The organism is Pseudomonas sp. ANT_J28 (assembly GCF_008370005.1).
Classification (GTDB): Bacteria; Pseudomonadota; Gammaproteobacteria; order Pseudomonadales; family Pseudomonadaceae; genus Aquipseudomonas; species Aquipseudomonas frigoris.
This window is the reverse complement of record NZ_VOBM01000009.1, coordinates 1-12,521: the sequence shown is the minus strand read 5'-3', so window position 1 is coordinate 12,521 and position 12,521 is coordinate 1. Positions and strand designations below refer to the sequence as shown.

General features: G+C 43.3%; 11 protein-coding genes. All 11 read left to right on the top strand.

The annotated features are described in order from the left end of the window. The first annotated feature begins 166 nt into the window (after window positions 1–166). The 11 genes from FQ187_RS08150 to FQ187_RS08095 all read left to right on the top strand — a co-directional run bounded on the left by FQ187_RS08150 (window position 167) and on the right by FQ187_RS08095 (window position 12,395). On the top strand, window positions 167–445 hold the full coding sequence (locus FQ187_RS08150) for a hypothetical protein (protein ID WP_134422176.1): 279 nt from the start codon (window positions 167–169) through the stop codon (window positions 443–445). A gap of 152 nt (window positions 446–597) precedes the next feature. After that, entirely contained in the window at window positions 598–891 is a 294-nt protein-coding gene (gene ihfB / locus FQ187_RS08145) for an integration host factor subunit beta (RefSeq protein WP_134422175.1), read from the top strand. 440 nt (window positions 892–1,331) lie between these two features. Further along, window positions 1,332–2,387 (top strand): LPS O-antigen chain length determinant protein WzzB, encoded by a 1,056-nt coding sequence (locus FQ187_RS08135; protein ID WP_134422174.1) that lies wholly within the window; start codon window positions 1,332–1,334, stop codon window positions 2,385–2,387. Window positions 2,388–2,610: 223 nt separating this feature from the next. Next, window positions 2,611–3,855 carry a hypothetical protein gene (locus FQ187_RS08130; protein WP_149629076.1) on the top strand — a complete coding sequence of 415 codons (1,245 nt, stop codon included), beginning with the start codon at window positions 2,611–2,613 and terminating at the stop codon, window positions 3,853–3,855. A 2-nt stretch (window positions 3,856–3,857) separates the two neighbouring features. Continuing rightward, a complete protein-coding gene (locus tag FQ187_RS08125; protein WP_149629075.1) occupies window positions 3,858–5,102 on the top strand; it encodes an oligosaccharide flippase family protein in 1,245 nt (414 codons plus the stop codon). After that, window positions 5,099–5,887 (top strand): glycosyltransferase family 2 protein, encoded by a 789-nt coding sequence (locus FQ187_RS08120; RefSeq protein WP_149629074.1) that lies wholly within the window; start codon window positions 5,099–5,101, stop codon window positions 5,885–5,887. The genes FQ187_RS08125 and FQ187_RS08120 overlap by 4 nt, the downstream gene beginning before the upstream one ends. Next, window positions 5,884–6,975: a glycosyltransferase gene (locus FQ187_RS08115; protein WP_149629073.1), complete on the top strand. Its 1,092-nt coding sequence runs from the start codon at window positions 5,884–5,886 to the stop codon at window positions 6,973–6,975. The genes FQ187_RS08120 and FQ187_RS08115 overlap by 4 nt, the downstream gene beginning before the upstream one ends. A gap of 182 nt (window positions 6,976–7,157) precedes the next feature. Continuing rightward, window positions 7,158–8,279 (top strand): glycosyltransferase family 4 protein, encoded by a 1,122-nt coding sequence (locus FQ187_RS08110; RefSeq protein ID WP_149629072.1) that lies wholly within the window; start codon window positions 7,158–7,160, stop codon window positions 8,277–8,279. Between the two features lie 33 nt (window positions 8,280–8,312). Continuing rightward, window positions 8,313–9,290 (top strand): SDR family oxidoreductase, encoded by a 978-nt coding sequence (locus FQ187_RS08105; RefSeq protein WP_149629071.1) that lies wholly within the window; start codon window positions 8,313–8,315, stop codon window positions 9,288–9,290. Then, the gene (locus tag FQ187_RS08100) at window positions 9,287–10,303 is read left to right on the top strand and encodes a glycosyltransferase family 4 protein (protein ID WP_149629070.1); all 1,017 of its coding nucleotides are present in this window, start codon (window positions 9,287–9,289) and stop codon (window positions 10,301–10,303) included. The genes FQ187_RS08105 and FQ187_RS08100 overlap by 4 nt, the downstream gene beginning before the upstream one ends. Before the next feature lie 97 nt (window positions 10,304–10,400). Next, window positions 10,401–12,395 (top strand): nucleoside-diphosphate sugar epimerase/dehydratase, encoded by a 1,995-nt coding sequence (locus tag FQ187_RS08095; RefSeq protein ID WP_134422166.1) that lies wholly within the window; start codon window positions 10,401–10,403, stop codon window positions 12,393–12,395. Window positions 12,396–12,521: the final 126 nt, after the last annotated feature.

Sequence of the window (12,521 nt, the reverse complement as noted above, 5' to 3'; positions counted from 1 at the left end):
GTGATTTGGTGATTTTGATGGTTTCGTGGCGCTGCGATTGTTTGCCGTGAAACCAATCCTCCCGGCAAGTTGTCTCTTTCTTTAATCGGATCAATCGTTTATTTAAAGCTAGTCTTTAGCTTGAAGCGAACGACCGTCGGGCGGCGTGTCCAGCCTAAGGAAGCGAATGAACAAGCTCATTGTCGTAATAGCAGTACTGACACTGGCGGGCTGTACCACTAATGCCAAGACTCATGCGGTGCGTGGGGTCAGTGGCATCGAGATCGATTGTTCAGGATTGGGCTCGGGGTGGGAGAAGTGCCGCAAGCGAGCGAACAAGGAGTGCAAGGCGGCGGGGTACAAAGTTGTAGCCAGGTCCGATGATGCCAAAGATGAGGATGAGTACCCCTTTGGCTTCAATCCTGCGGGCTATCTGACGCGCACCATGCTGGTTATCTGCAGGTGAGTCCGAAAGGGCATGATCAGCGTTCCAGTGATCTGAAATCGGGCATCTCTTTCTGGGTAAAGATATGTCAAAACTCGGGCTGTTCAAATTCATCCGGGCGTGCTAAAACCTTTGAAGCGCTGATCTAGCTGCTTGAAAAAGAAGGGAAAAATATGACGAAGTCGGAGTTGATCGAACGAATTGTCACCCATCAAGGGCTGCTCTCATCCAAGGATGTGGAACTGGCCATCAAGACCATGCTCGAACAAATGTCCCAATGTCTGGCCACCGGTGATCGCATCGAGATCCGTGGGTTTGGCAGCTTCTCCTTGCACTACCGCGCACCGCGCGTAGGTCGCAATCCAAAAACCGGTCAGTCCGTCAGCCTCGACGGCAAGTTCGTGCCGCATTTCAAGCCGGGGAAGGAGCTTAGGGATCGGGTGAATGAGGATGAGGAAGAGAATTGAGCATCGGATATGGAAGATATGGCATGCATGCATTCAGGCGTATAGGAATAATTGTATTCGTGTTATGTGTAGCTATAACATCACTTGTATTTGTGTTGGAAAATCAACAGCCATCAACATTGCTATTTTTTGGCTGGTCAACACCTTCTCTCCCAATATCGCTGTACGTCGCAGTATCACTTCTGCTAGGCATGGTAGTCGGCCCCCTCACTTTGTTCGTTGTCCGATGCGTATCTGGGCAAAACAAGCGACCTAGCTGAGATTGTGCCTATAGAAAATATTCTGTCGTCACCAACGATTGCTCCTGTCGCTGGTACAATACGCGAGCGATGAAGAACTGGTCTTGAAAAAATTATCTTTATCAATACATAGAAAGTATTTGAGCAAATCGAGCGCATCACTACGGTGATGTGCCCGTACAGGAAAAGGGCGAGTGGGGTATGCAGAGCAGTTCATCCGAATCATATAGAGATTCTGAGATCGATCTTCAGGCGTTGATCACCTCTATTTGGCGAAGAAAGTGGCTAATATTGGGTGTTGCTTTCATGGCAACGCTATTAGCTGCCTCGTATGCATTTATGGCTAAGCCGGTTTTCGAAGCTAAACTCTTCCTTATTCCGCCTACGCAAAACGACATAGCTAATTTCAATTACGGGCGTACGCGTGAGTCCGATCTTACGCCTCTAGCTATTAAGGATATTTATACGGTCTTCCTTCGAGTACTCAACTCTGAATCCCTCCGTAGAGAGTTTTTTAACACAGTATACGTGCCGAGTCTGTCAGACGAAGAGCAGAAGGGATCAAAAGACGCTTTATATTCTCGATTTTCAAAGGTGTTGACAGTTACTCTTCCGGTTAAAGACGCGGGTGATCAATCTGCTGTAACTGCACAAGCTAATGATCCTGACTTAGCTTCTACGTGGGTCCAAGCTTATGTTGACCGTGCGGGAGTACTGGCAAAGGAGGAAATGATAAAGAACATTTCCACCGAAAGCCAAGTGAGAGCTCGTAATCTTCTTCAGCAAATCAACTCCATGCGAGAAAGCGGTATACAGCTTCGGCAAGACTCTATTACGAAATTACGAGAAGCACTTCGTGTTGCTGAGGCTATAGGTCTAGAAAAACCACCAATAATTACGGGCAACCCATCGGTTGAGGTGGCGGGGAGCTTGGATGGTCAAATTATCTACATGCGTGGTTCAAAGGCGTTGAAGGCGGAAATTCAAAACTTGGAACAACGCAAGTCAGATGATCCATTTGTAACGCATTTACGTGATCTTCAGTCAAAGTACGAGTTTTATAAGAGCCTCGATGTCAATCCATCTAATGTTTGGGTTTACAGGGAAGATGGCGAAGTTGATCGTCCTGACGCTCCAATAAAACCAAGAAAATCATTAATCTTAGCATTAGGGTTAATATCGGGTTTGTTGGCAGGCATTATGCTCGCGCTAATACTATATCTTTCCGATAGGAATCATATGAGGTCACAAGCCTGATTGATTTCAATTTAATCTGAATTTCGGCTTGGACTATATACCATAAACGGCATATACAACAGTACTGCCTAATATGTTAGCATGCTCAAATATCAATTGAATAGTCGGCTTTTAATGGTATGAGTGAGGTATTAGGTTTTGTGACCTTTGGGAAGTATTTTATAACTTTACATAGCTGTATTTGTAAAGAGACTTGATATTGGTATCAATGAGTGGTCGGGAAGTGGCTAATATGATTAGCGAAAGAAAAATGCCATTCTATATTGTTCTATTTGCGTGCTTACTGGTAGTTCTTGGGGATCTGCGAAATGTTATTTCTCCTTTAGGCTATTGGATTCTCTGGGGGATGGTTTTCATTGTTGGAATTTTTTCTGGTTGTATAAAAAAAACGTATTTTGACGCCGCTTTTTTTGGTGTTACCTGTGGTTTTTTGGTGTTAGTTTTCGCGCTGTTAATCGTAGGTCTAGTTAATGCTGATATTTATACAGCTTATCAAGGGCTAAAATATTTGATGATTTATGCCTTGCTGGTGGTAGTTTATTCAAATTCGCAATTTCTTCAAGTGAATCAATTTTATTATATCGCCGCAATCTCAACTTTAGTTGGTTTTTCTGTTTTTCTGCTATGTAAGTACGTATTCGTCGATTATTACATTTTACTTGGGGATGGCCGCCAAGGAAGTATGATTGCGTATCCAGGTGTGTTGTGGAAAACCAATGCGTTCTTTGCAGCTTTTATAGTGGCAAGAATTCTCAGTAGTTCTTTTCAGAAAATGATTCCAGCGATTTGTATTTTGTTGGCATCAGTGTATCTACTTTTAGAGGATTCAAGTCGTACGGGTTTTTTGTGGTTTTCGGTAATCGTAGCTGTATTTGCTATGCTGGTATTTTTAATCAATACAACTAAATTTTTATCCGTTTTGTCGATCGTATTAATGGTGGTGGGTGTATTTGCAGTTTTTAATTTAGATTTAATATATGGGTTTCTTGATGGTAAATCAATTTTAGTACTCAATAGATTGTTTGAAGGAGACCCTATTAGGTCGCAAATGATTAGTGATGGTATCGTTAACGCGGAAGCATGTTTACCACTAGGTTGTGGATTTCAAAGTTCGACTTCATTGGTGACCGGAACTCCGATGGTGATACATAACGTATATTTGGCAATCCTAGGTGACTTTGGTTTATTAGGTGAAATTGGACTGCTGATAATGGTTATGAGTCCAATGGTTGTGTTTGCAATGCGGGAGTCGATGGGTGGACCTAATCAAGGACCTCTTATACATTACAAGTTGGCTGCTTGTCTTGGTGCGTCGTGCTATTGCTTTATCTTACTCTTTCATCCTTTAAGTTCGGAAATGTCAGAGTGGGGGTACTGGGCCATTATGTTGTCTTGGCTGTCTCGCCTGTCGAATATACATTCAAGTGTGAGAAGGGATTCTAGCGCTGATACAGAGTTGAGAGTCTGATTTTGAAATATCTAATTAAGAATATGGGTTTTCTATTTTTTGCTCAACTTTGTGCTTATCTAATTCCAATACTTGAAATTCCGGTATTGGCCCGAGCGTTGGGCGTTCAAGAATATGGAAAGGTAGTACTTATTCAATCTATAGCACTCATGTCATCGTTAATTGTAGAATACGGTTTTTCTTTAAGTGGGTCGCGCCAGGTTGCAATCGCTCGCGATGACAAGGGAGAACTATCCAGAATCTATGGAGAGGTGTTTTCTGCCAAATTGATCATCGTGTTAATTGTTCTTCTGTGTAGCGCGGTGCTATATATCTTAAATGGCTCTTTATTTTTTGACGGTCCGCTAGTATTTTTCGGATTTATATATTTTTTAGCTTTCGGTTTTAGCCCGTTCTGGTTTTTCCAAGGATTAGAAAAAATTAGTGTGGTGGTGATATTGGAGGTGATTTTACGTTTCGCGAGTTTGATTTTTTTATATTGGTTTGTTAAAGATGAGGGTGGTGCGAAATTAGCGCTTGGAATAATGGTCGGATTTGGGCTGTTGAATACATTTGTCGGTAATGTTATGTGTATCAAAAGGGTTGGTAAAATACGCCTGTGTTTATTTGGGGGGATACAGCAGTTAAGAGTCGGTTTTCATGTTTTTATTTATAAAAGCTCAAACAATATATTGCTTAGTGCTGGCCCATCATTAGTTGGAGCAACATCTGGGCATGTGGCTGTTGCTTCTTACGTCCCGGCTGAAAAAATAATTCGTGGTTTTGTAGGGTTCGTAAATCCAATTCTTATAGGATTTTTTCCGTATTTAAATCGCCAATATCGATCATCTAGAGATAATACGATTAGGCTGTCATTGATGATTGTGGCTGGTATGTTTGCGATGGGTATCCTTGCCGCTGGTTCAATATTCTTCGTAGGCGATTTTTTAATTCAAGCAGTTTTAGGTTCGGGTTTTATAATAGCAAGCAGCATACTAAAGATATTTGTATGGATTATTCCTTTTAGGCTAGCCAATCAAGCGATCGGGCTATGCATATTAATACCGATGGGCCGGGATAAAATAACCAGTGGTTTTATGATGTTTTTTTCCATAATGTCCATGTTGTTTGCAACATTACTATCAATTTGGTATGGCGTTAACGGGATAGTGATGGGGTTCGTTATCACTGAAGCATGTTTGCTGCTTGCGTTAATATTTGTGGTTGTAGATATAACGATTAAATCGTCGGGCGAGGTAAAGTTGTGATTACTGTGCTTACAGCAACTTATAACAGAGCAACAACACTTCCACGGCTTTTTGAGAGCCTATGCGCCCAGACCTGCATGGAATTTGAATGGTTGATCGTTGATGACGGTAGTCTAGACGACACGCAAAGTATTTTAACGGGCTTCGCTAGTTCGGCTCCGTTCAAAATTCGTGTTGTTGAACAATTAAATAGTGGAAAGCATGTTGCATTAAATAATGGTGCCGCTCACGTAAGTACACCATGGTTGTTCATAGTTGATAGTGACGATGCTCTAGTCCCAAAAGCGATTGCAACGATTTTAAGCTCGATAGATCAACCAAGTGATGAAGGTACGGTCGGCTTATGCTATCGGAAAGCCTATTTTGATATGCAATTGTTAGGCGTTAAATTAAATGTTGGCGATATGCCAATTATATTGACACCTACTGGAGCAGGACATCTTTTCAAAGGCGATTTGGCCTATGTCTTTAAAACCGAAATGCTAATAAGGCATAAATTCCCCGTTTTTCCAGGAGAGAAGTTTGTTCCGGAACTGTATGTTTGGAATAAGATAGGTGACGAGGGGCTAATATATTTTTTTCCAAATGAAATTTTATATCTCTGTGATTATCTTGATGATGGTTATTCTCGGAATTTTTCTTCTAATTTGCGCAAAAACCCTAAGGGTTTCCTGGTTTTTTACTGGTCGCAAATAGGAAGGGAAACAAGTATATTTTTTAAAGCAAAATATCTTATTCGTTCCGTACAGTGCTATTTATATACATTGCTTAACAGGTTTTCATGAATATATTATTTTTTATCACTAGTTTAGATGTAGGCGGAGCCGAGCGCCAGGTATTAGATTTGGCTCGACGGCTTATTTCCCGTAATCATAATGTATTGATTGTCTATCTAACTGGTTCTGGACGATTGATATCGTCTGATAAGTCTGTTAGGGCCATAGGGTTGGGGAGTACGAAATCGATCTGCGGGGGGGTTCGAAGCTTTTTGTCGTTAAGAGCTTTAATTAAATCCTTCAAACCAGATGTTGTGCATTCTCATATGGTTCATGCAAATTTGTTAGCGCGTCTGGTCCGATTAGTGACTCATGTTCCGCGACTTATATGCACCGCTCACAGTAATAATGAAGGTGGTAGGCTCAGGATGTATGCCTATAGGATGACAAATTTTCTCGCAGATGTAACTACGAACGTCAGTCGCGGTGCGGTTGAAGCTTTTGAGTCTAAAGGGGCAGTGAAGCACGGTCAGATGCTTATTGTACCGAACGGAATTGATACGGATAAATTCAGTTTCGATGAATTGTCTCGCTCTAATATTAGAAGCGCTGAAGGGATCTCTGCGAATGAGAAAGTGATTTTAGCCGTTGGAAGATTAGTTACCGCAAAAGATTATCCCTGCTTGTTGGGTGCATTTGAAATTTTATGCAGAGTTGACAAGGCCATAACGCTCTGGATTATTGGTGACGGAGAGTTAAAGAGCGAACTTATTGCGCTATGCAAAGAATTAGAAATTTTTAATCGCGTCAAATTTTTCGGAATCCGGGAAGATGTTGCAGGATTTTATAGTGCCGCAGATGTCTATGTCCTTTCGTCTGCATGGGAAGGGTTTGGTCTTGTGGTAGCTGAAGCGATGTCAACCGAAAGAGTTGTTGTCGCCACGGACTGTGGTGGTGTAAAGGAGGTTGTTGGCGAGGAAGGGGGGCTTATAGTTCGGCCGGGCAAGGTGGAAGAATTGGCAGCTACTATCAGATTAGCACTCGATATGGATACATCAGCGGCCCGAGCACTCGGTCGACGCGCAAGGCAGAGAGTAATTGATAGCTATTCGCTAGATGCCGTTGTAACCACCTGGGCGAATCTGTATGCACCATGACGCAGGCTAGAGGCTCAAAAAGCACCCATTATCGCACCTCTTGCTTAATGCGTGGTATCTTGTATCGATGCTAATTCAGTGTATGCGGGTACTGTATTACACTTCAATGTAGTGGCAGCAGCCGTGGAGCACATTGCGATGAGCTCCGATCGCCTGCGATGACTTTATGGACGTTTGTTTAAATGAAGATAGTGTTAATGGGGACTACAGCGGCCTGTGTCCTAGGATTCAGAGCTGACTTGATTAAAACCCTTGTAGGAAAAGGGAATCAAGTGTTTGCATTTGCGCTTGATTTTGACGATGACACTCGAGCGAAAGTGAGGGCTTTAGGAGCCTTGCCTGTTGATTATGTGTTTAGTCGTACAGGATTGAACCCTCTAGGCGATGTCATTAACACTTACAAGTTAGTCAAGTTGTTAAAGGTCATCTCACCTGATATAGTATTTAGTTATTTTTCGAAGCCTGTAATCTTTGGAACTTTAGCCGCTGTGATGGCTGGAGTTAAGCGACGGATAGGTATGCTTGAGGGGCTCGGATACGTCTTTACAGAGCGACCCGAGGGAGTGGCACTCAAAGGAAGGTTGTTGAAGTTCATTCAAGTCTTTCTTTATCGAGTTTCCTTTCCTTTTTTGGAACGGCTGATTTTCTTGAACAAAGATGATCCTGTTGACTTGGTAGAAAAGTATAAAATCAAAGTGTCTAAAGTCAGCGTGCTTGGTGGTATAGGTTTGAATCTGTCAAATTATCCTTATACTGTTCCCCCAGTAGAGCCCATAAGTTTCATATTTGTTGGTCGCTTACTTGCGGAAAAAGGTGTTAATGAGTTCATTCAAGCGGCAAGATTAGTAAAACGTAAGTCTCCGAGTACTAGGTTTGTAATGTTAGGTGGTCTTGATGAGTCTAACCCTGGCGGTTTGACTTCTAACGGTGTCAGTGCACTTATCAGTGAAGGGTTGGTGGATCATCGCGGTCATGTCGATGATGTTGCTGGTTGGCTCGCCAGTTCCAGTGTATTTGTCCTTCCTTCGTATAGGGAGGGAGTTCCAAGAAGCACGCAGGAAGCAATGGCAATTGGTCGTCCGGTAATTACGACCGATGTACCAGGTTGTAGAGAGACAGTTATTGATGGGCTCAACGGCTTTATAGTCCCGCGATGGTCTGCGGAGGCACTTGCGGAAAAAATGATGCATTTTATAAACAATCCCACGCAAATTGAGGCAATGGGATTGCAGGGTTTTAAAATTGCCCAGAAAAATTTTGATGTTCGATTGGTCAATGAACGATTGATGAGCTATTTTCAATGAATAGTTCTTTGATATGCTGGTTTCGGTGAACAAATGGATTCTTATCGGGAAAAAGTACTATTGACAGGCGCTTCGGGGTTTGTGGGGGATGCAGTTTTGCATGACCTCTCTCGTCGTGGACTATTCGATCTACGTGTGGCGACTCGCAATCCAAATACCTTCTCTGGTATGGCGTTTGAGTCCGTATTATTTAACGGATTGAATGCGGAACAGAATTGGACTCAAGCGCTTGAAGGGGTGGTTCTAGTTGTTCACTCTGCAGCTCGAGTGCATATTATGAAGGATCTAGCTGCTGATTCTATGACTGAGTTTCGTAGAGTGAACGTCGATGGCACATTGAATCTCGCATTGCAAGCCGCATCAGCAGGCGTAAAAAGATTCATTTTCATAAGTTCGGTTAAAGTAAATGGTGAAGGTACACCCCTTGGTATTCCTTATACTGCAGATTCAGCCGCCTCACCAGTGGATGAGTATGGTATTTCGAAACTTGAAGCAGAAACGGGCTTATTGGAAATCGCATCCAAAACCTCTATGCAAGTTGTAATCATTAGACCGGTGCTAGTTTACGGTCCGGGCGTTAAAGCGAATTTTTTAAGTATGATGGGAGTTGTGGAAAAAGGTATACCGCTACCTTTTGGACGAATTAACAATAAGCGAAGCTTTTTGTCGCTGGATAATCTCGTCGATTTCATATTTCATTGTATGATCCACCCTGCAGCAGCGAATCAAGTGTTTTTAGTCAGTGACGGAGAAGACCTTTCCACAACTGAGCTGTTAAGAAAAATTGCCAGTGCAATGGGTAAGAAATCCAGGCTTTTGCCAGTGCCTGTCGGGTTACTCAGGTTGATTGCACGGATTTTTGGTCAGCAGAAATTGGCTGATCGCCTTTGTGGTTCCCTTCAGGTCGATATTAAAAAAAATAAAGAATTATTGGGCTGGGTGCCGCCAATTAGCATTGACGACGCATTAATAAAAACAGCAAAATATTTCCAAGGAAGCCGTAACCAATGAACGCCTGGTATTTGCTGCCTGTTATTTTTATTTGTTCGCTTTTTCTAACTAGATTGCTTCGCGTTTATGCGTTGTCACACAGCCTTATTGATGTTCCTAATGTTCGCAGTTCGCACTCGAATCCTACGCCGCGGGGTGGTGGGGTAGCGATTGTTCTGAGTTTTCTTTTATTTCTTCCTCTCCTTTCTATTGAAGGCTATCTCTCCTGGGCACAAGCCTTCGGATTAATCGGAGCAGGTGGAGTGGTTGCGCTACTGGGATTTCTCGATGACCATGGGCATGTGGCTGCGCGTTGGCGATTGCTTGGACATTTCATAGCCGCTTGCTGGGCGTTATATTGGGTGGCTAGTTTGCCACCATTAATTATATTTGGAGTCGATGTCAACATCGGCCCTTTCGCTTATATAATTGCAGCAATATATCTGGTTTGGATGTTGAATCTTTATAACTTCATGGATGGTATCGACGGAATTGCTAGCATCGAAGCGGTGACTGTCTGCTTAAGCGCTGTTTTGCTGTACTTTGTAAGTGGCTTTCCGCAGTTAATATGGGGGCCTTTGTTATTAGCTTTTGCTGTAACAGGTTTTTTATATTGGAATTTTCCACCTGCACGAATATTCATGGGCGACGCAGGGAGCGGCTTCTTGGGTATAACGCTCGCAATTTTCTCTTTACAGGCAGCCAACGTTTTTTCAAATTTTTTTTGGTGCTGGCTGATATTACTCGGTGTCTTTATCGTTGATGCGACTTTCACGTTGATTCGTCGTTTGCTAAGAGGAGATAAAGTTTATGAAGCACACCGTAGCCATGCTTACCAATTCGCTTCGCGTCGTTTTGGCAATCATTTTTCGGTGACTTTGGCCGTTGGGCTGATCAATATTTTTTGGCTGCTCCCTTTGGCGTACCTTGTGGTAATCGATTTTTTTGATGGAGTGGTTGCGTTACTGTTTGCCTACGTGCCATTAATTTTCATTGCTGTGAAATATAATGCAGGTGCGGTAGAAGCCCGCTAACCTGATTATGTTCAGGTTATTTTCAACAGCTCTCTTGGGCATCTAAATATTAGCAATCATGTGGGCTGGTAGAGGTAGTAAGGTGTTCGGAGGATATATGGATAGATTGAGAGAGTTCCTTCTAGGCTTACCGCGGCGCCAGAAGAGGCTAATTCAAGTTTTGACCGATACGGTGTTGGTCTGGCTAGCCCTATGGATGGCATTCGTTGTAAGGTTGGGATTAGATGAGTTTATCAATCCGCTGATATACCACATATGGCTTTTTATTTGCGCGCCTATTATCGCTATTCCTCTATTTGTTCGATTCGGAATGTATCGGGCTGTAATGCGATATTTTGGAAACGATGCCTTAATTGCGATTGTCAAGGCTGTTTCTTTATCGTCGCTAACTCTCGGTATAGTAGTTTATTGGTATAGCAACCACGAAAACGTTGTCCCGCGCTCTATCATTTTTAACTACTGGTGGTTAAGTCTGATGATGGTAGGCGGTTTGCGTTTAGCGATGCGTCAATATTTTCTGGGGGATTGGTTTTCCGCAGCTCAACATGTCCCATTTACTAGTCGGGACAATGGTTTAACTAGGGTTGCAGTGTATGGCGCGGGGGCCGCGGGAAATCAACTTGTAGCTGCCCTGCGTATGGGGCGGGTTATGAGACCAGTAGCCTTTATAGACGATGACAGTACTATCGCAGATAGAGTTATCTCAGGCCTTCACGTTTATAAACCAAAACATATCCAACAGATGATTGATGTTACGGGGGCGCAGGAAATATTGTTGGCTATCCCATCATCTAACAGGGGGCGGCGTCGCGAGATTCTAGGGTTTTTGGAAGGTTTTCCATTACACGTTCGTAGTGTTCCTGGTTTTATGGACTTAGCCAGTGGTCGGGTAAAAGTAGATGATATTCAAGAAGTGGATGTTGCTGATTTGTTGGGGCGTGACTCAGTGCCCGCGCAGAGCGGGTTACTCGAGCAATGTATAAAAAATCAAACGGTTCTTGTCACAGGTGCCGGTGGTTCTATAGGCTCAGAGCTTTGCCGCCAAATAGTAGCATTAAGACCAACCACTTTACTATTGTTCGAACATAGTGAGTTTAATCTATATAGTATTTTGTCTGAACTAGAGCAACGAGTTGCTCGTGAGTCATTACCCATAAAATTGCTGCCTATCTTGGGTTCTGTTCGAAGTCAGGAAAAGCTCTTGGATGTGATGAAAAGCTGGCGTGTCGACACGGTCTACCATACGGCAGCTTATAAACACGTTCCAATGGTGGAGCATAATATCGCAGAGGGAGTTCTAAATAATGTCATCGGGACTCTCTATACTGCTCAAGCGGCTGTCCAGGCGGGAGTTTCCAATTTTGTGCTTATCTCCACGGATAAAGCTGTGCGCCCTACAAATGTCATGGGTAGTACAAAGCGTCTTGCGGAGTTGGTTCTTCAGGCGCTAAGCCAAGAAGTAGCGCCAGTAATGTTTGGTGATGTCGCTAACGTTTCTCAAGTGAATAAAACAAGGTTTACCATGGTCCGATTTGGCAATGTATTAGGATCCTCTGGTTCAGTGATACCGCTTTTTCATAAACAGATTAAATCCGGAGGGCCGCTAACGGTAACCCATCCAAAAATCACTCGCTATTTTATGACTATTCCTGAAGCCGCTCAGTTAGTCATCCAGGCTGGATCTATGGGTCAAGGTGGTGACGTATTTGTTTTGGATATGGGGGAGCCAGTAAGGATTGTCGAACTTGCTGAAAAGATGATTCATTTATCTGGTTTTAGTGTGCGCTCGGAGAAAAATCAGCAAGGTGATATCTCAATCGAGTTTACGGGTTTGCGTCCTGGTGAAAAGCTTTACGAAGAGCTCCTCATTGGTGATAACGTCGTCGCGACACAACACCCTATGATAATGAGTGCAAACGAAGACTATCTCCCTTGGGAAGCGCTTAAGACGAAACTCAATGAACTTCTTAACGCGGTTCGAGATGACGACTATTCGCGGGTTCGCCAAATCTTACGAGAGACCGTCAGTGGGTATACACCCGACGGCGATATTGTTGATTTTATTCATCAACAGCGTCGTATCGATCCTTAGTATCCGCTCCATGAACCACACCTACCGCCAGACTACCGCCTCGTTTACCGTGGCATCTCTGGCGAGCAATTCCACGGCAACAACGCTTCGTAGTCGGCCACCGACTGCGCATGCGGCAGTCGTTCC

Excerpts from the sequence above, each read along its gene's own strand:
- FQ187_RS08150 (WP_134422176.1), top strand. The coding sequence starts at position 167 with ATGAACAAGCTCATTGTCGTAATAGCAGTACTGACACTGGCGGGCTGT.
- ihfB (WP_134422175.1), top strand. The coding sequence starts at position 598 with ATGACGAAGTCGGAGTTGATCGAACGAATTGTCACCCATCAAGGGCTG.
- FQ187_RS08135 (WP_134422174.1), top strand. The coding sequence starts at position 1,332 with ATGCAGAGCAGTTCATCCGAATCATATAGAGATTCTGAGATCGATCTT.
- FQ187_RS08115 (WP_149629073.1), top strand. The coding sequence starts at position 5,884 with ATGAATATATTATTTTTTATCACTAGTTTAGATGTAGGCGGAGCCGAG.
- FQ187_RS08110 (WP_149629072.1), top strand. The coding sequence starts at position 7,158 with ATGAAGATAGTGTTAATGGGGACTACAGCGGCCTGTGTCCTAGGATTC.
- FQ187_RS08105 (WP_149629071.1), top strand. The coding sequence starts at position 8,313 with ATGGATTCTTATCGGGAAAAAGTACTATTGACAGGCGCTTCGGGGTTT.
- FQ187_RS08100 (WP_149629070.1), top strand. The coding sequence starts at position 9,287 with ATGAACGCCTGGTATTTGCTGCCTGTTATTTTTATTTGTTCGCTTTTT.
- FQ187_RS08095 (WP_134422166.1), top strand. The coding sequence starts at position 10,401 with ATGGATAGATTGAGAGAGTTCCTTCTAGGCTTACCGCGGCGCCAGAAG.